We start from the raw sequence: 17,126 nt of genomic DNA on the forward strand, positions 1-17,126 counted from the left end.
CCCAGGGACCGAAATCGGCGTTCAGCCTTAGGGGGGAGCGAGTCAGCCGTTGCCCGACTCTACCGTCCCCGCAGCGTACATACCGCGCCGCGCGCCCGGCGTGTCGCGAAGCTCATCGTTGGGTACGGTCATTGCCGTGTTGGGACCAGGGGACGTGCTCGGCGACCGGTACCGCCTCGAGGAGTTCGTCGCCAGCGGCGGCATGGGGCAGGTCTTCCGTGCCACCGACAAGACGCTCGGCCGCACCGTGGCCGTGAAAGTGCTGCTCCCGGGCCACGGCAGGAACGCCGAGTTCGGCAGCCGTTTCCGCTCCGAGGCGCGGATCATGGCCTCGATCGGCCACCCGGGCGTCGTCGGTGTCTACGACTACGGCGAGACCCCCGAGGGCACGCTGTTCCTGGTCATGGCGTTCGTCGACGGCCGGCCCCTGGGCGAGCGCATCACGGCCGCGGGCACCCTGTCGGTCGGCGAGACCCTCGACGTCGTGGCGCAGGCGGCCGACGCGCTGCACGCCGCGCACGAGATGGGGATCATCCACCGCGACGTCAAGCCCGGCAATCTCCTGGTCGGCGAGTACGGCGCGGTGACGCTGGTCGACTTCGGCGTGGCCCGCTCGGCCCAGGTGACCGCGGTGACGAAGCTCAACGCGGTGATCGGCACCGCGCTGTACATGTCGCCGGAGCAGGCGTCGGGCCATCCGATCTCGCCGTCGGCGGACATCTACGCGCTGGGCGTGGTGGCGTACCACTGCGTCACCGGCGCCCCGCCGTTCACCGGCAACTCCCCGCTCGAGATCGCCATCAAGCACCTGCAGGACGAGCCGCCGCCGCTGCCCGCCGACCTGCCGGCCGCGACCCGGGCGCTGATCGAGCGCGCGATGGCGAAGGACCCCGAGGACCGGTTCCCGACGGCCGCGGCGATGGCGGCCGCGGCCCGCGCCGCGCGCGACGGCACCGCGGAGGACCCGGCGCTCGCCCCGGCGGTCCGCGCCTCCGCGCCCACCACGGTGATCACCGCGCCGGGCGCCGTCCCCGGCGACGAGGACGCCCCCGGCCGGCCGGTCTGGATGCCGATCGCCGCCACCGCGGCCGTGATCGCCCTGGTCGCGGGCGTGATCCTGGCGGTCGTGGCGCTCAGCCGCAAGGCGTCCGACCCGAGCTTCCCGGACGCCCGCCCCACCACGTCGGCCACGCCGGCGGTCTCGGAGCCGGGCAAGGTCCCCGGCGCCCCGAACGCGTCGCACAACCCGACCCCGGGCGCATCCGCCGGCGGCCCCAGCGCGACGGACACGGCCCCGCCCAGCTCCCCGGCGCCGGGCAACAATCCGGCCTCATCGGCCCCGCCGGTGACGAAGACCACCACGCCACCCCCGCCCACCACGGAGGCCCCGACCCCGCCACCGGTGTCGGTCGAGGCGACGATCGCCAACGGTAACGGCTGAAATACGGACAAACAGCCGTCGAAAATTCCTCGGACCGTGTGCAACCCTTCCCGGGGCGCTTGCGTCTACCCCCGGACGAAGGGAGCCCGAACGGGTGAACCAAGACGACGAGGCGCACTTCCGCGAATTCGTCACCGCGCGATTCGACGGGCTGCGCTCGCTCGCCTACCTGACGTGCGGGGACTGGCACGCCGCCGAGGACGCGGTGGCCGCGTCCCTGGCCAAGCTGTACGTGCGCTGGACGAAGGTGGACACCCCGCTGGCGTACGTGCGGCGGGCGATCGTGCACGCGCTGGTCGACGAGTCGCGGCGGCCCTGGCGGCGCCGTGAGCGGTCGGCCGGCTACGCGCTGCCCGAGCTGCCCGGCCCCGACCACGCCGATCAGGTCGACGAGCGGCTCCGGATTCGCGCCGCGCTCGCCCGTATGGCACCGGGCCAGCGCGCCGTGCTGGTCCTGCGGTACTACGAGGGGCTGAGCGTTGAGGAGACCGCCGAGGTGCTCGGCCGCCAGCCGGGGACCGTCAAGAGTCAGACCGCCCGCGGGCTCGCCGCGCTCCGCGCGCTCCTGGGCACGGACGAGCTCCGTGTCCGTGACGACCTTGCGCAGGGCACTCCAGCGGGTGGTATCGGGATCGGCCGCGAGCAGGACGGGAGGGAAGGGCATGGAACAGGATCTGCACACGCTGCTGACGTCGGTCCGGGACGACGCGCCACCACCGCGGCTCAGCGTTGACGACATCACCGCCGCGGGCCGGCACCTGGTGCGGCGCCGCCGGCGGCTGACCCTGCTCTCCTCCGTCGGCGGTGGCGCGGTCACCGCGATCGCGGCGGTCACCGCGGTGCTGATGCTCACCGGTGCGCCCCGCGCGCTGACCCCGGCCGTGGACCCGAGCGGGCTGGCCAGCCCCGCGAAGCCGGTGCCGACCGCGTTCGCCGAGGCGGCCGCGTTCAGCACGACCTACCAGGGCTACAAGGCCGGGCCGTATCAGGTCGACGACCCCGACGTGGTGACCAACGCCTACCAGCAGTCCACGATCGTGACGGTGCCCCGTGCCGAGCCGACGCCGTCGGAGTCGGCCGAGGCGGCGGACCCGGTGCAGTCGGCCGCTCCGGGCGTGCCGGCGAAGGCGAAGGGCGTTCCCGCCGGCGGGCTCCTCGTGGTGTACCGCCCGGGCGCCTTCGCGCCGGCGCTGTTCGAGAAGGGCGGCGAGAAGGTCCAGCTGCGCGACGGCGGCGCCGGGCTGCTCGCCTACGCCGGCAGCATGAACGCGCCGACGACGCCGGGCGACCGGGCGTTCATCGGGCGCGCGAGCCTGGTGCCGGCGCTCGCCTGGCAGTACACCGGCGACGCCTGGGCGGCGATCTACTGGTCGGCGTGGGAGAACGTGCCCGACCGCGAGCATCTGCTCGCGATCGCGGACGGGCTCGTGCCCTCGGTGCCGCGGCAGTTCCCGGTGGCGTTCCAGTCGGCGACGGTACCGCGGGGCTACCAGCTGCTGTCCGTGAGCTACGGCGGCGACGTGTTCACCGGCGACGAGGTGGTGTCGGCCGCACGGCTGACGGCGAAGCCCCCGGCGCTGCCGATCTACCAGCCGTACATCTTCGAGGACCTGCCGGTGCTGACCCTGGCGGCCGGGCGCACGGACGCGGGGCCGAAGCTGGCGGGCCGGCTCGACTGCGAGGGGCAGATCCGCTGCACGAAGGTGGCCGACACCGGCACGACGTACGTCTACGCCGAGGCCGGCAACACGAAGCTCACCGCCCCGCTCACCCAGATGACGCTCGGCATCAAGCTCGAGGGCGATCTCGGCGACAGCGGCAGCTGGCCACCCGCCGCGAAGGTGTTCGCGAACTGAGCCGGTCATGACGGCACCCCGGCCGCGGAGGAAAAATGCGCGTGCGCGACCGGCCGGGGTGCTGTTACCGTGGGTCCATGCGTTTCTGAGCCCATCGACGCCGCGCGTGCCGCCGCTGACCGCCTGAGCCGGTCCAGCCGGACGGCCCCCGTTGTGGGTTCATCTCTTCCCCCTTCGCCGCGCGGCCGTAGCCTGCCAACCAGCCAGCCCGCCGTCCGCGAAGGAGACGCTCATGCCTGCCGTGAACCACGAACCGGAAGACACCACCACCGAGGCGACCGAGGCCGCCGAGGCCGCCGAGAGCCCCGAGGACCAGCCGGCCAACCCGCTCGAGGCGATTCGCCGGGCCCAGGCCAACCGCACGTTCCCGACCGGGGGCGGCGGCCGGGGAGGCCGGGGCATCGGCAAGGGCGGCAACCCGCATGCGCCGAGGATGTACAACCGCCACAAGTGAGCGAGGGTGTCACGGGGCGCCGGTGAGGTACTGCTGCACCGTCGCCCCGATCCGCTCGACCACCGTCTCGGCCGGCATGTGCGCGACCGGCGGGATGCGCAGGATGTGCCGGCAGATCGCCAGCCCGAGCATCTGGGTGGCGAGCAGCCCGGCCCGCTGCTGCGCCTCGGCCTCGTCGCCGCCGCAGAGCCGGCGCACGATGGGCACGATCTGCTCGGCGAAGACGCCGCGGACCCGCTCGGCGACGGTCTCGTCGGTGGTGGCCGAGCGCAGCAGGGTCAGCAGCACGTCGCCGGTCGGGTCCTCCTCCCAGCGGCGCACCCAGTGCCGCACCAGCTCCGGCCCGATCCGCTCCGGCGGGATGGCCGAGACGTCGGGCATGCGCAGGTCGATGTCGACGGCCGCGGCGAAGAGGCGCTCCTTGCTGCCGTAGTACCGCATCACCATCGACGGGTCGATGGCGGCGTCGGCGGCGATCGCGCGGATGGTGGCCCGCTGGTATCCGTCCTCGGCGAAGCGGATCCGGGCGGCTTGCAGGATGGCGGCGCGGGTGGCATCCGAGCGGCGAACGGTCACAGGCGCGACCCTAGGCCAACAAGCGTTGGCCTCCAAGTCAGCGGGCGCGGGGATGGGCGGTGGCGTACACCTCGCGCAGGCGGTCGACGGTCACCAGCGTGTACACCTGCGTCGTGGTCACCGAGGCGTGCCCGAGCAGCTCCTGGACCACCCGGATGTCGGCCCCGCCGTCGAGCAGGTGCGTGGCGAACGAGTGCCGCAGGGTGTGCGGCGACACCCCCGACGGCCCGTCGACCGGCAGTCCGGCCCGGTCGGCGGCCTTGCGCAGGATGGTCCACGCGCTCTGCCGCGACAGCGCGCCGCCGCGGGCGTTGAGGAACACGTTCGGCGACCCGGTGCCGTGGGCGGCGAGGGCGGGGCGGGCCCGGACCAGGTAGGCGTCCAGCGCCGAGCGCGCGTAGCTGCCCATGGGCACGAGCCGGGTCTTGCCGCCCTTGCCGTGCAGGGTCGCCATCCCCGGCCGGGCGTCGAGGTCGAGGTCGTCGACGGCGAGCCCGACCGCCTCCGAGATGCGGGCGCCGGTGCCGTAGAGGAACTCCAGCAGCGCCGCGTCGCGCAGGTCGAGCGGCCCGCCCTGGGCGGCCCCGGGCACGGCCAGCAGCCGCGAGACCTGATCGACGTCGAGCGCCTTCGGCAGCCGCTTGGGCAGCGCGGGCGGCTTCACCTCGCGGGACGGGTCGCTCGGGGCGAGGCCCTCGAGCAGGGCGAAGCGGTGCAGGCCACGCACGGCGCTGGCGGCGCGGGCGGCCGAGGAGGCCGAGAGCGCCACGGCGTCCCCGGCGGGCGCGCGCAGGTCGGCGACGTGGGCGGCGATGTCCCGCGTGGTCACGTCGGCGAGGTCGGCGATGCCCGCCGCGACCAGCCAGTCCAGATACCGGTCGAGGTCGCGGCGGTACGACGCCAGGGTGTTGGCGGCCAGCGCCCGTTCCACCGTGAGGTGGTCGAGATAGGAGTCGACGGCGCGGCGCAGGTCCACCATGCGTCCTATGCTGATTTCCCTGTCAAGACCTCTTCCAGGGCGACGTGGGCCATGCCGTGCGCGTCGGCGACCGGGCCGTAGGTGACGTGCCCGTCGTGCGTGTTGAGGCCGAGGGCCAGGGCCGGGTCGCGGCGCATGGCCTCGCGCCAGCCGCGGTTGGCCAGCTCCTGCACGTAGGGCAGGGTGACGTTGGTCAGCGCGTAGGTGCTGGTGTGCGGCACCGCGCCGGGCATGTTCGCCACGCAGTAGAAGATCGAGTCGTGCACCCGGTAGGTGGGCTCGTCGTGCGTGGTCGGCCGCGAGTCCTCGAAGCAGCCGCCCTGGTCGATCGAGATGTCGACCAGCACGCTGCCCGGCTTCATGCGCTTGACCAGCTCGTTGCTGATGAGCTTGGGCGCCTTCGCGCCGGGCACGAGCACCGCGCCGATCACGAGGTCGGCGTCGAGAACGGCCTTCTCGATCTCGTACCCGTTCGACGCGATCGTCTGCAGGTGCCCCTGGTAGATGGCGTCGGCCCCGCGCAGGCGGGCGATGTTCTTGTCGAGCAGCAGCACCTCGCCCTGCATGCCCAGCGCGATCGCGGCGGCGCTGAGCCCGGAGACGCCGGCCCCGATGACGACGACCTTGGCCGCGTAGACGCCGGAGACGCCGCCGAGCAGCACGCCACGCCCGCCGCCCGCGCGCATGAGGTGATAGGCGCCGACCTGCGGGGCCAGCCGCCCGGCGACCTCGGACATCGGGGCGAGCAGCGGCAGTGAGCGGTCCGCCAGCTCGACGGTCTCGTAGGCGATGCCGGTGACCTTGCGCTCGACGAGGGCCTGGGTGCAGTCCTTGGACGCGGCCAGGTGCAGGTAGGTGAAAAGGACCTGGCCGGCGCGCATCCGGTGGTACTCCTCGGCGATGGGCTCCTTGACCTTGAGGATGAGCTCGCCCTCGGCCCAGGTGTCGTCCGCGGACGGCAGGATGGTGACGCCGGCCTCGCGGTACTCCTGGTCGGTGATCGAGGAGCCCTCGCCGGCCCCGGTTTCGACGAAGACCTCGTGCCCGTTCGCGGCGAGCTCGTGGGCGCCGGCGGGCGTGATCGCCACGCGGTACTCGTGGTTCTTGACCTCGCGCGGAATTGCGACCTTCACGTTGACCCCTCTCCACTCAGCGCGTCATTGCACTGTGTGTCCAAGGCGGAGTTTATGGCGCTGTCCCACTACCCGTCGGCCGCACAGTGTGAACTCCTGAGCAGCGGGATTGACAGGTTGTCGGGGGCGGACGGTGATCTATGCTGTGCGGCCATGACCGTCTACGGCGGGCCCCGCCCCTCGCTGCCCGGGCCGAAGCACGACAAGGTCCTGCTCGGCGCGGCCGCGGTCGCCGTGCTGGCGGTCGTCGTGGGCATCGTCTTCGGGGCCCGGGCGTTCATGTCCGACGATCCCCAGGCGGTCAGCGCGACGCAGGCCCCGCTCAGCGCCGGCGAGGACTCCTCCGCGCCGGCTCCCCCGCCGTCGGCCGCGCCCCCGCCCAGCCCCACCCCGAGCCCGACGCCGTCGCCGACGCCGCCGAAGGCCGCGCTGCTGGCCGCGAAGCCGTCGCTGATCCGCCCCGACCACTCGCAGCTGTGCCTGCAGGCCAACGGGGGCAACGGCGGCAACACCACCCAGCAGGGCTGCGACGGCAACAACGCGACCGAGATGTGGGTGCCGCAGGCGATCGGCGCGTCCCAGGACACGTTCCAGTTCGTCAACGCGGCCGACAACCGGTGCCTGAGCGTGAGCAACAACTCGAAGGACAACTACGCCCAGGTGTGGCTGTGGGACTGCCACGCCGACATCGGCCAGCTGTGGAAGCTGGTGCCCGACAACGGCGGGTACCGCCTGCTCAACCCCAACAGCAACCGCTGCCTGACGATCGAGGGGGGCAACCCGCAGCCGGGCGCGGTCGCGCGGATCTTCGACTGCAACGGCCAGCCCGACGAGCGCTACCGCTTCCAGCCCTTGGGCTAGGCCCTGAGCTAGGCCTGAGCTAGGCCCTGTCCTGGTCGGCGAAGACGGTGGCGGCCAGGCCGTCCAGCAAGGTGCGCAGGCCCAGCTCGAAGATCCGGTCCAGGTCGAGCTCGTAGCCGCCGTCCGCGGCGAAATCGCCCATGAGCGCGGCGAAGCCGGGGTAGCGGCCGGTGGCGGCGATCGCCGCCAGGGCCGGGCCGTGCTCGTCCATCCAGTCGTCCTCGCTGAGCCCGGTCGCCGCCTGGGCCTGGGTCTCCGCCTCGAGCTGCACGGCGAGGCCCTGAATGTGGGTCAGCAGCATCACCTGCAGGTCCAGCCGCGCGGTCGCGTCGAGCCCGCGGCCGGCCAGCGGCCCCAGGAACGTCTCGCTGTGGCGCAACAGGTTGGGCAACGGCAGCGGGCGGGTCAGCGGGGTCACGTGAGCGAGCCAGGGATGGCGGCGGTACAGCGCCCACAGCGTCCGCCCGACCGCCTCGAACGCGGCCCGCCAGCCCGGCCCCGGATCGTCGGCCTCCAGCTCCCCGTATGCGGTGTCGGCCATGAGCGCGACCAGCCGCTCCTTGCTCTCCACGTGCCGGTACGTCGACATCGTGGGCACCCCCAGCTTGGCCGCCACGCCCCGCATGGACAGCGCGGCGAGCCCCTCCGCGTCGGCGATCTCGATGGCGGCCCGCACGATGTCCGCGGTGGTCATCGGTCCCCGGGGCACCATCGCGGGCGCGGTGACGGTGGAGCCGCCGCCCGGCGCGGTGAGGGTGGAGCCGCCCGCCACCACCGTGCCCGAGCGCGGCTTGGCCACCACCAGGCCCCTCTGCTGCAGCACCGCGAGCGCCTTCGTGGCCGTGGCCAGCGCGACGCCGTGGTCCCGGGCCAGCCGGCGAGTGGCGGGCAGCCGCTCGCCCGGCCGCAGCCGCCCGTCGGCGATCCGCTCGGCGATGTCGGCGACGATCCGCTGGTACGGCGCAACTGTCATAGCACACATTCCTCCTTGCTGACCGTAGAACAGCGTACATACAGTTGCGTACGTCGTACAGATCAGCATGAGGGACACCGAGGAGGAACGATGCGGGTACTCATCAGCGGCGCGGGCATCGCGGGACCGGCGCTCGCCTACTGGCTGCGCCGCCACGGCGCCGAGGCGACCGTCGTCGAGCGCGCCCCGGCGCCCCGCCCCGGCGGCCAGGCGCTCGACGTGCGCGGCGTGGCCCTCGACGTGGTGGACCGGATGGGGCTGCTCGGCGACGTGCGCAAGGCGCGGACCCGGATGCGCGGATCCTCGATGCTGGCCGCGGACGGCACCGAGCTGTTCCGCTCCACCGAGTTCGCGCCGAGCAGCGGGCGGCTGGACTCCGACGACGTGGAGATCCTGCGCGACGACCTGGCCGAGCTGGTGGGCCGCGCGGCCGACGGGGTCGAGTACCGCTACGGCGACGCGATCGCCGGGCTGGAGCAGGACGCCGACGGGGTGGACGTGCGGTTCGCAAGCGGCGCCACCGGCCGGTTCGACCTGGTGGCCGGGGCCGACGGGCTGCACTCCAAGGTCCGCCGGACGATCTTCCCGGCCGCGGCGCCGCACCACCTCGGCGCCTACGTGGCCGTCTACACCGCGCCGAACGTGCTCGGGCTGGACGAGTGGCAGGTCTGGCTGCGCGGCGAGGAGATCGGGGCCGGGGCCGGCATCTACACCGCCCGCGACAACGCGGAGCTGCGGGTCAACGTGGGGTTCATGTCGGACGTGCTGCCGTACGACCGCCATGACCTCGATGCGCAGCGCACCCTCGTGCGGGAGCGCTGCTCGGGCCTGGGCTGGGAGATCCCGCGCCTGCTGGCGGCCATGGACGCGGCCCCGGACTTCTACTTCGACGCGATGGCCCAGGTCCGGCTGGACGCGTGGTCCTCCGGGCGGATCACGCTGCTCGGCGACGCGGGCTACTGCCCCTCGCCGCTGTCCGGGCAGGGCACGAGCCTGGCCCTGGTCGGCGCCTACGTGCTGGCCGAAGAGCTGGCCCGCTCCGGCGTGGGCGGGCTGGCCGTCTACGAGACCCGGATGCGCCCGTTCGTGGAGCTCAACCAGGCCCTCGCCACCGAGAACCCCGGCGGCCCGGCCGCCCCCGAGTCGATCGACCGGGCCAAGGTCGCCATCACGCTCTGATCAGGGCCAGCGCCAGGGTCAGCAGCGAGCCGCCCGAGGCGACGGTGCGCACCAGGTTCCAGCCCGTCCACGGGCCCTCGAAGGCCTGGCGCACCGCGGCCGGGTCGGCGATCTGCGCGACCGGCCCGGCGGCCTCGAGCGTGTTGTTCATCGGCACGTTGATCGCCATCGTGACCGCGACGACGACGAGGTACAGCACCGCCGTCGCCACCAGCCAGGGCAGCGGCCCCCGGTGGCCGGACGACAGGTGCAGCAGCACCGCGACGACGGCGAGCAGCAGCGCGCCGAGGAACGCGGTCATGAACCAGCCGTTGACGATGACCCGGTTGATCCGCTGCATCACGTCGATGAAGGTCCGGTCCTCGACCTGGTGCAGGGCGAGCATGACCGAGGTGGAGTAGGCGAAGAAGACGCCGGCGGAGAGGCCGACGAGCAGGGTGGTGGCGGCGAGGACGACGTTTCTCATGCATCCCAGTGAATCGGCCCGGGCTGAGACGCACCATGGCCGAGACGCGCCGATGCATACGCCACCGTCTACGGTGGTGGGGTGGACGCGCTCACCGCACTGCTCGACGGGCCCCGGGCCCGCGGCGCCTTCCTGCTCCGCTCGGTCCTGACGCCGCCGTGGTCGCTGCGCATCCAGGACGAGGCCGCGCTGGCCATCGCGGCGGTGGTGCGCGGCGAGGCCTCCTACGTCGGCGACGACGGCGAGATCGTGGTCGCCGGGCCGGGGGACGTGATGGTGATCCGGGGGCCGGAGCCGTACACGGTCGCCGAGCCGCCCGGCACCGCCCCGCAGATCGTGATCCACCCCGGGCAGCGCTGCGCCACCCCGGACGGCGTGGACCTGGCCGAGGAGATGCACCTCGGGGTGCGCACGTGGGGTACCGATCCCGACGGCCCGACGCTCATCCTCACCGGCGCCTACCAGCTCGCCGGCGAGGTGAGCCGGCGGCTGCTCACCGCCCTGCCCCGGGTGCTCGTGGTGCCCCGGGACGAGTGGGACACGCCGCTGGTGGCGCTGCTGGCCGACGAGATCGCCAAGGACCGGCCCGGGCAGGAGGCGGTGCTCGACCGGCTGCTGGACCTCATGCTCATCACGGCGCTGCGCACCTGGCTGGCCCGGCCGGGCTCGGGGGCGCCGGGCTGGTACCGCGCCCAGTCCGACCCGATCGTCGGCCAGGCCCTGCGGCTGCTGCACCACAACCCGGCCCTGTCCTGGACGGTCGGCGACCTCGCGGCGAAGGTCGGCGTCTCCCGCGCGCTGCTGGCCCGGCGCTTCGGCGAGCTCGTCGGCGAGCCGCCGATGGCCTACCTGGCCGGCTGGCGCCTCGCGCTCGCCGCGGACCTGCTGCTGGAGCCGGACGCGACGCTCGCCGCGGTCGCCCGGCGGGTCGGCTACGGCAGCGCGTTCGCGCTCAGCGCCGCGTTCAAGCGTGTCCGCGGAGTGTCGCCCCAGACCCATCGGGAACAATGTTCGGCATGACCTCAACCGGCCTGCCCGACACCTGCCCCTGCGGCCTCGGCGAGCCGTACGACGAGTGCTGCGGGAAGTACCACCGCGGCGCGGAGCCGCCGAGCGCCGAGCTGCTGATGCGGGCGCGGTACTCGGCCTACGTCGTCGGCGATCGCCGGTTCCTGCTGCGCACCTGGAGCGAGAGGACCAAGCCGCGGGCCCTGACGCTGGAGGCCGACCAGAACTGGCAGGGGCTGACGATCCTCGACCGGTCCGGCGGCGGCCTGTTCGACACCGAGGGCATCGTGGAGTTCCAGGCGCGGTTCGTCACCGACGGCCGGCCGGGCAAGATGCACGACCGGAGCCGGTTCGAGAAGGTCGGCGGGGCCTGGCGCTATGTGGACGAGGTCTGACGGCCGCGCCACTCGCGGTCGAGCATGGCGTAGATGTACTGGTCGCCGTACTCCCCCTTGAAGATCTCGTCCTCGACGAAGTGTGCCTCGCGGCGCATGCCGAGCCGGGTGAGCAGGCCCCACGAGGCGGCGTTGCGGGTGTCGCAGGCGGCGTAGATCCGGTGCAGGCCGAGGCCCTCGAAGCCCAGGCGCAGCATCGCCTCGGCCGCCTCCCGGGCGTAGCCGCGCCCCTGGAAGGCGGGGCTGAGCGTGAAGCCGAGCTCGCCCTGCCGGTGCGCGACGCTGGCCCAGCGCAGCACCACCTGCCCGACGACCCGCGGCTCCCCGTCGGGCGCGGCCTGCATGGCCAGCGTCAGCCACTGGCCCTCCTCGGTCAGGGCGGCCTGACCCTTGCGCCGATCGAGCGCGGCCCGGGTCTCGTCCGGGGTGTGCACCTCCCAGTAGAGGTACCGCACCACCTCGGGGTCGCCGGTCATCAGGTGCAGGTCGTCGTAGTCGCCGTCGGCGAAGGGGCGCAGCGTGAGCCGCTCGGTCCGGATCGGGTAGTCGGGTCGCAACACTCGCGCAGACTAGTCCGACAGGGCGCTGCTCAGCCGCACAATTGTTCCGGCCTCGCCGGTCGTCACGAGCACGTCGTCGACCAGGTGCCGGGCCAGCCACAGCCCGCGGCCGCTGATCGCGCTGCTCGGCGGCAGGGCGGCCTCGCCACTGAGCCGCTCCTCGGGGATGCCGGCACCCTTGTCCACGACCTCGCAGGCGAGCACCCCGTCGGCCACCCACATCCGCAGGGTTCCGCCACCGCCCGCGTGGCGCACGGCATTCGTGACGATCTCGTTGACCGCGAGCACGAAGTCCTCGAGCCGCTGCCCGATCAGCCCCGCTCCGGCGGCGCCGCGGTTCACGGCGTGACGGACGGCGGTGATCAGTGCGACGTCAAAGTCCTCGACCAGCAGCGCCGTCGTCTGAACGGCTTCAGCCACGGTGTCACCTTTCCGCTGCGTCTCGCCTCGCTGAGCGTACATCGAGCTTCCGCCGAGCCGCCGTCAAGTCACCCTGGGGTGCAAGGTGCATTCCGCGACACGCATGCTGGACGCCATGGATGACGACCTGCGGGTGACGGACGACATCACGCTGCCCCGGGCCGAGCTGAGCTGGCGGTTCAGCCGCTCCGGCGGCCCCGGCGGGCAGTCGGTGAACACCACGGACTCGCGCGTCGAGGTCCGCTTCGACCTGCTCGCGACGGGTGCACTGCCCGAGCCGCTCAAGGCGCGGGCCCTGGAGCGCCTGGCCGGCCGGCTCGTCGACGGCGTCCTGTCGATCACCGCGTCGGAGCACCGCTCGCAGCTGCAGAACCGCCACGCGGCCGAGGAGCGCCTGGTCGCGGCCATCGCCGCCGCGATCGCCCCGCCGCCCCGGCCGCGCAAACGGACAAAGCCGTCGAAGGGCGCGGTGGAGCGGCGCCTGGAGGCCAAGCGGCACACGGCTCGGCGCAAGCAGCAACGGCGCCCACCCGACGAGTGACAAAATCCGGATGTGATTCGCAAACTGCTCATTCCGCTCACCGCCCTCCTGCTGGCCGGGTGCGGCGGTGACGAGCAGCCAGCGGCCCTGGCGAGCGAGCCGCCCGGCCATCCCCCCGAGACCGGCGCCTACCCCGGAGAGTCCAGCGCGGCGCCGATCCCCGCGATCACCGGCCGGACGGTCGAGCTCACCGGCTGGGAGGTGACCGTCTATTACACGGCGGTCGAGAGCCTGCACACGGACAAGAGCACCGAGGTCACCGGCTGCCCCACCATCGACTGTGGCAAAAATCGCAACCAGCAGCGGCTCGGCGCCTTCCCGGCCTCGTTCGTCAAGGCGGTCAAGGACGAGGGCACGGGCCGCACGAGCGACGGCCGGTACCTGAACTGGTCCTACGACACCGGCTACTGGATGGACACCGCCCCCCGCGACACCGCCGGCCGCCCGCTGCGCCCCTGGATCTCGGCCGCCGCCGACGCCGGCGCGCTCAAGGCCGGCAGCCGGTTCACCGTCCAGCGCTGCGGCACCGCCGAGGTGACCGCGGAGGTGTGCGCGAAGCTCAAGGCGCCGACGTGGACGATCGTCGACGAGTTCACCCCCGGGCTCGGCGGCGACAAGCACGTGGACGTGTACATCGGCGAGGAGACGGGCCCGGGCTTCACCGACTCGGACCTCTACACCACGCTGGAGAACGCGACCCTCTCGGCGATCAAGGCACAATGAAGGACATGAAGGTGATCGTCTTCGGCGCCACCGGCATGGTGGGCCAGGGCGTGCTGCACGAGTGCCTGCTGGCCGCGGACGTGTCCGAGGTCCTGGTGGTGACCCGCACCCCGACCGGCGTGACGCATCCCAAGCTGCGCGAGGTGATCCACGCCGACTTCGCGGATTTCGGATCCGAGGACTTCGGCGGGTACGACGCCTGCTTCTTCTGCCTGGGCGTGAGCTCCGTGGGCATGGACGAGGCGAAGTACACCCGGATCACCTACGACTACACGCTGGCCGCGGCCCGGCGGATGGCCGCACAGCAACCGGGCATGGTGTTCGTCTACGTCTCCGGCGCCGGCACCAACCGCGCCGGGCGGCAGATGTGGCAGCGGGTCAAGGGCCGCACCGAGGACGACGTCGCCGCGCTCGACCTGGCCGGCTACGCGTTCCGGCCCGGCTTCATCCAGCCCCGGCACGGCGCGGCGTCCCGCGTGCGCTGGTACCGCGTCGCCTACACCGTGCTCAGCCCGCTCGCCGCGCTGCTCGTGCGCTTCGCGCCGGGCATCGCCACCAGCACCGATCAGCTCGGCCGGGCGATGCTCGTGGTGGCCCGCACCCGGCCCGAGCAGCGGGTCTGGGAAAGCCGCGACATCGCCGGGGCGCGCCTGAAGATGTGACGCTTGTGACGTCCGGTGCGTCTTCTGCACCGCCGTTTACCTGCTGTTAGGCTGGACTCCCGTGGATCGCTGACTCGGCAGCGTGACAGACCCCACGGGAGCAGGCTTTGTCCTCTGTAGCACGGACCGGTGCGAGCCGGCAGGCTAAGCACATCTTCGTCACCGGGGGCGTCGCCTCCTCACTCGGCAAGGGCCTTACGGGGTCCAGCCTCGGCAGCCTGCTCAGCGCGCGCGGGCTGCGGGTCGTCATGCAGAAGCTCGACCCCTACCTGAACGTCGACCCCGGCACGATGAACCCCTTCCAGCACGGCGAGGTGTTCGTCACCGAAGACGGCGCCGAGACCGATCTCGACATCGGTCACTACGAGCGCTTCCTCGACCAGGACCTCTCGCGCAACGCGAACGTGACCACGGGCCAGATCTACTCGGCGGTCATCGCCAAGGAGCGCCGCGGCGAATACCTCGGCGACACCGTCCAGGTCATCCCGCACGTGACCAACGAGATCAAGGCGCGCATCCGGGCGATGTCCGCCCCCGACGCCGACGGCGTCACGCCCGACGTGATCATCACGGAGGTCGGCGGCACCGTCGGCGACATCGAGTCGCTGCCGTTCCTCGAGGCCATCCGGCAGGTCCGGCACGACATCGGCCGCGACAACTGCTTCTTCCTGCACGTGTCGCTGGTGCCCTACCTGGCCCCGAGCGGCGAGCTGAAGACGAAGCCGACGCAGCACTCGGTCGCGGCCCTGCGCAGCATCGGCATCCAGCCCGACGCGCTGGTCTGCCGCTCCGACCGGGAAATCCCGGAAAAGACCAAGAACAAGCTCGGTCTGTACTGCGACGTCGACGCCGAGGCCGTGGTCTCCGCGCCCGACGCGCCCTCGATCTACGACATCCCGCGGGTGCTGCACGAGGAGGGGCTGGACGCCTACGTGGTCCGGCGCCTGGGCCTGTCGTTCCGCGACGTGGCCTGGAAGAAGTGGGACGACCTGCTCGACCGGGTGCACCACCCGCGCCAGACGGTCACCGTGGCGATCGTCGGCAAGTACGTCGACCTGCCCGACGCGTACCTCTCGGTCACCGAGGCCGTGCGCGCCGCCGGCTTCGCCCACCGGGCCCGGGTCGAGATCCGCTGGGTGCCCAGCGACGCCTGCACCACCCCGGCCGGCGCGGCCCAGGCCCTCGCGGGCGTCGACGGCGTCATCATCCCGGGCGGCTTCGGCGTGCGCGGCATCGAGGGGAAGATCGGCGCGGCGCAGTACACCCGCGAGCGCGGCATCCCGACCCTCGGCCTGTGCCTGGGCCTGCAGTGCATGACCATCGAGGTGCTGCGCAACGTGGCCGGGATCAAGGGCGCGAACTCGCTGGAGTTCGACCCGGAGGCGAACGAGGCGGTCATCTCGACCATGGCCGACCAGCACGACATCGTGGCCGGCAAGGGCGACCTCGGCGGCACCATGCGGCTCGGCGCCTACCCGGCCGTGCTCGCCCCGGGGACGCTGACCGCCGAGGCCTACGGCGAGACCGAGGTCTCCGAGCGCCACCGGCACCGCTACGAGGTCAACAACGCGTACCGCGACGCCATGACCGGCGCCGGGCTGCGCATCTCGGGCACCTCCCCCGACGGCCGGCTGGTCGAGTTCGTCGAGCTCGACCGCGAGCAGCACCCGTTCTTCGTGGCCACCCAGGCCCACCCGGAGCTCAAGAGCCGCCCGACGCGGGCGCACCCGCTGTTCGCCGCGTTCGTCGGCGCCGCGGTGACCTACAACGCCGCCGACCGCCTGCCGGTCGAGCTGGAGACGGTGGACGCATGACGGCCTACGAGGTCCGCTCGCACACCGAGCGCCTGCGCAACCGCGTCTTCTCCGTCGTCACCGACGCCGTGGAGATGCCCGGTGGCGAGGTGGTCGACCGCGACTACATGGTCCACGTCGGCGCGGTCGGCGTCGTGGCCCTCGACGGCGAGGGGCGGGTCGCACTCGTGCGGCAGTACCGTCCCGCCGTCCGCCAGGTCCTGTGGGAGCTCCCGGCCGGCCTGATCGACGTGCCCGGCGAGGCCCTGGTCGACGCGGCCGCCCGCGAGCTGGCCGAGGAGGCCGACCTGGTCGCGGCCAGGTGGGACCTGCTGGCCGAGGTGCACACCACGCCCGGCTGCTCCAACGAGAAGATCCGCCTCTTCCTGGCGCGCGAGGTCGGCCCGAAGCCGGACTCGGACACCTACGAGCGCACCCACGAAGAGGCCGACCTGGAGCTGCACTGGGTCGACCTGGACGAGGCCGTGACGATGGCCCTGTCCGGCGAGATCACCAACGCCGCGTGCGTGATCGGCGTCCTCGGCGCCGCCCAGGCCCGCGCCCGCGACTGGAAGACCTTGCGCCCCGCCGCCGACGCCGGGTGACACCCCAGGAACTCGCCGAGGCCTGCGCCGCCGCTCTGTATGCCACGGACACCGCAACGCGGTCGCTGGGCATCACGATCGGCGGCGTGGCCCCGGGCCGCGCCACGGCGTGGATGACGGTGACCGGGTCCATGCTGAACGGCCACGCCATCGGCCACGGCGGCTACGTCTTCCTGCTCGCCGACACCGCGTTCGCGTTCGCGTGCAACACCTACGACCGCGTGACGGTGGCGGCGGGCGCGGACGTGTCGTTCCTGGAGCCGGCGCGGCCGGGCGACGAGCTGACGGCCACGGCGGTGGAGCGCAGCCGCCGGGGCCGGTCGGGCCTGTACGACGTGACGGTCAGCCGCGCGGACGGGACGGTGCTGGCCGAGTTCCGCGGCCGCTCGCGCAGCTCCACCAGCCCGATCCTGGGCGCCGGCGGTTGATCGAGGTGCCCGGCGGTTGATCGAAATGTCCGACGCTTCGCGATCGGACATGTCGCTTTTATACCTTGTCGGG

Annotated in this window: 21 protein-coding genes; 14 read left to right on the forward strand and 7 right to left on the reverse strand. The window is 72.8% G+C overall.

Annotated features, from left to right (window positions below; translation table 11 throughout):
* Positions 1-136: 136 nt before the first annotated feature.
* From ABT369_RS42170 to ABT369_RS42185, 4 genes are all read left to right on the forward strand, one after another.
* A complete protein-coding gene (locus ABT369_RS42170; protein WP_350621316.1) occupies positions 137-1,441 on the forward strand; it encodes a serine/threonine-protein kinase in 1,305 nt (434 codons plus the stop codon).
* 94 nt (positions 1,442-1,535) lie between these two features.
* Complete coding sequence (locus ABT369_RS42175) at positions 1,536-2,174, forward strand: SigE family RNA polymerase sigma factor (protein ID WP_350621318.1); 639 nt, start codon at positions 1,536-1,538, stop codon at positions 2,172-2,174.
* Positions 2,104-3,297: a hypothetical protein gene (locus ABT369_RS42180; RefSeq protein WP_350621320.1), complete on the forward strand. Its 1,194-nt coding sequence runs from the start codon at positions 2,104-2,106 to the stop codon at positions 3,295-3,297. The genes ABT369_RS42175 and ABT369_RS42180 overlap by 71 nt, the downstream gene beginning before the upstream one ends.
* Positions 3,298-3,529: 232 nt before the next feature.
* Positions 3,530-3,751 (forward strand): hypothetical protein, encoded by a 222-nt coding sequence (locus ABT369_RS42185; RefSeq protein ID WP_350621321.1) that lies wholly within the window; start codon positions 3,530-3,532, stop codon positions 3,749-3,751.
* A 9-nt stretch (positions 3,752-3,760) separates the two neighbouring features.
* Here the strand turns inward: ABT369_RS42185 and ABT369_RS42190 are convergent, their stop codons facing one another.
* The 3 genes from ABT369_RS42190 to ald are packed head-to-tail and all read right to left on the reverse strand — an operon-like array spanning position 3,761 to position 6,439.
* The gene (locus ABT369_RS42190; protein ID WP_350621323.1) at positions 3,761-4,327 is read right to left on the reverse strand and encodes a TetR/AcrR family transcriptional regulator; all 567 of its coding nucleotides are present in this window, start codon (positions 4,325-4,327) and stop codon (positions 3,761-3,763) included.
* A 37-nt stretch (positions 4,328-4,364) separates the two neighbouring features.
* On the reverse strand, positions 4,365-5,306 hold the full coding sequence (locus tag ABT369_RS42195; RefSeq protein WP_350621325.1) for a site-specific tyrosine recombinase XerD: 942 nt from the start codon (positions 5,304-5,306) through the stop codon (positions 4,365-4,367).
* Between the two features lie 5 nt (positions 5,307-5,311).
* A complete protein-coding gene (gene ald, locus ABT369_RS42200; RefSeq protein ID WP_350621327.1) occupies positions 5,312-6,439 on the reverse strand; it encodes an alanine dehydrogenase in 1,128 nt (375 codons plus the stop codon).
* A 153-nt stretch (positions 6,440-6,592) separates the two neighbouring features.
* On the opposite strand from ald, the gene ABT369_RS42205 reads away from it, so the two are divergent.
* Positions 6,593-7,300, forward strand: coding sequence for an RICIN domain-containing protein (locus ABT369_RS42205; protein WP_350621329.1), 708 nt, complete (start codon positions 6,593-6,595; stop codon positions 7,298-7,300).
* A gap of 19 nt (positions 7,301-7,319) precedes the next feature.
* Here the strand turns inward: ABT369_RS42205 and ABT369_RS42210 are convergent, their stop codons facing one another.
* The gene (locus ABT369_RS42210) at positions 7,320-8,273 is read right to left on the reverse strand and encodes a TetR/AcrR family transcriptional regulator C-terminal domain-containing protein (protein ID WP_350621331.1); all 954 of its coding nucleotides are present in this window, start codon (positions 8,271-8,273) and stop codon (positions 7,320-7,322) included.
* 90 nt (positions 8,274-8,363) lie between these two features.
* Between ABT369_RS42210 and ABT369_RS42215 the strand changes: the two genes are divergently transcribed.
* On the forward strand, positions 8,364-9,452 hold the full coding sequence (locus tag ABT369_RS42215) for an FAD-dependent monooxygenase (protein ID WP_350621333.1): 1,089 nt from the start codon (positions 8,364-8,366) through the stop codon (positions 9,450-9,452).
* On the opposite strand, the gene ABT369_RS42220 is transcribed toward ABT369_RS42215, so the two are convergent.
* On the reverse strand, positions 9,442-9,918 hold the full coding sequence (locus ABT369_RS42220) for an anthrone oxygenase family protein (RefSeq protein ID WP_350621335.1): 477 nt from the start codon (positions 9,916-9,918) through the stop codon (positions 9,442-9,444). The two genes, ABT369_RS42215 and ABT369_RS42220, sit on opposite strands and share 11 nt — an antisense overlap.
* 81 nt (positions 9,919-9,999) lie before the next feature.
* On the opposite strand from ABT369_RS42220, the gene ABT369_RS42225 reads away from it, so the two are divergent.
* Positions 10,000-10,938, forward strand: coding sequence for an AraC family transcriptional regulator (locus tag ABT369_RS42225; protein ID WP_350621337.1), 939 nt, complete (start codon positions 10,000-10,002; stop codon positions 10,936-10,938).
* Complete coding sequence (locus tag ABT369_RS42230; protein WP_350621339.1) at positions 10,935-11,321, forward strand: YchJ family protein; 387 nt, start codon at positions 10,935-10,937, stop codon at positions 11,319-11,321. The genes ABT369_RS42225 and ABT369_RS42230 overlap by 4 nt, the downstream gene beginning before the upstream one ends.
* On the opposite strand, the gene ABT369_RS42235 is transcribed toward ABT369_RS42230, so the two are convergent.
* Together ABT369_RS42235 and ABT369_RS42240 are read right to left on the reverse strand one after the other, a co-directional pair.
* Complete coding sequence (locus ABT369_RS42235) at positions 11,303-11,881, reverse strand: GNAT family N-acetyltransferase (RefSeq protein WP_350621341.1); 579 nt, start codon at positions 11,879-11,881, stop codon at positions 11,303-11,305. The two genes, ABT369_RS42230 and ABT369_RS42235, sit on opposite strands and share 19 nt — an antisense overlap.
* Before the next feature lie 9 nt (positions 11,882-11,890).
* Entirely contained in the window at positions 11,891-12,301 is a 411-nt protein-coding gene (locus ABT369_RS42240) for an ATP-binding protein (protein WP_350621343.1), read from the reverse strand.
* Positions 12,302-12,416: 115 nt separating this feature from the next.
* Here ABT369_RS42240 and arfB point away from each other — a divergent pair, with 115 nt between their 5' ends.
* From arfB to paaI, 6 genes are all read left to right on the forward strand, one after another.
* Positions 12,417-12,842 (forward strand): alternative ribosome rescue aminoacyl-tRNA hydrolase ArfB, encoded by a 426-nt coding sequence (gene arfB / locus ABT369_RS42245; RefSeq protein ID WP_350621345.1) that lies wholly within the window; start codon positions 12,417-12,419, stop codon positions 12,840-12,842.
* A gap of 12 nt (positions 12,843-12,854) precedes the next feature.
* Positions 12,855-13,565: a hypothetical protein gene (locus ABT369_RS42250; protein ID WP_350621347.1), complete on the forward strand. Its 711-nt coding sequence runs from the start codon at positions 12,855-12,857 to the stop codon at positions 13,563-13,565.
* 5 nt (positions 13,566-13,570) lie between these two features.
* Positions 13,571-14,227, forward strand: a complete 657-nt coding sequence (locus ABT369_RS42255) for a Rossmann-fold NAD(P)-binding domain-containing protein (protein ID WP_350621349.1) — start codon at positions 13,571-13,573, stop codon at positions 14,225-14,227.
* A 107-nt stretch (positions 14,228-14,334) separates the two neighbouring features.
* Positions 14,335-16,041, forward strand: a complete 1,707-nt coding sequence (gene pyrG, locus ABT369_RS42260; RefSeq protein WP_350621351.1) for a CTP synthase — start codon at positions 14,335-14,337, stop codon at positions 16,039-16,041.
* Positions 16,038-16,625 carry an NUDIX domain-containing protein gene (locus ABT369_RS42265; protein ID WP_350621353.1) on the forward strand — a complete coding sequence of 196 codons (588 nt, stop codon included), beginning with the start codon at positions 16,038-16,040 and terminating at the stop codon, positions 16,623-16,625. The genes pyrG and ABT369_RS42265 overlap by 4 nt, the downstream gene beginning before the upstream one ends.
* Entirely contained in the window at positions 16,622-17,053 is a 432-nt protein-coding gene (paaI, locus tag ABT369_RS42270; protein ID WP_350621355.1) for a hydroxyphenylacetyl-CoA thioesterase PaaI, read from the forward strand. Before ABT369_RS42265 ends, paaI begins: the two co-directional genes overlap by 4 nt.
* The last annotated feature ends 73 nt before the right edge of the window (positions 17,054-17,126 follow it).

The organism is Dactylosporangium sp. NPDC000244 (assembly GCF_040300725.1).
Lineage (GTDB): Bacteria > Actinomycetota > Actinomycetes > Mycobacteriales > Micromonosporaceae > Dactylosporangium.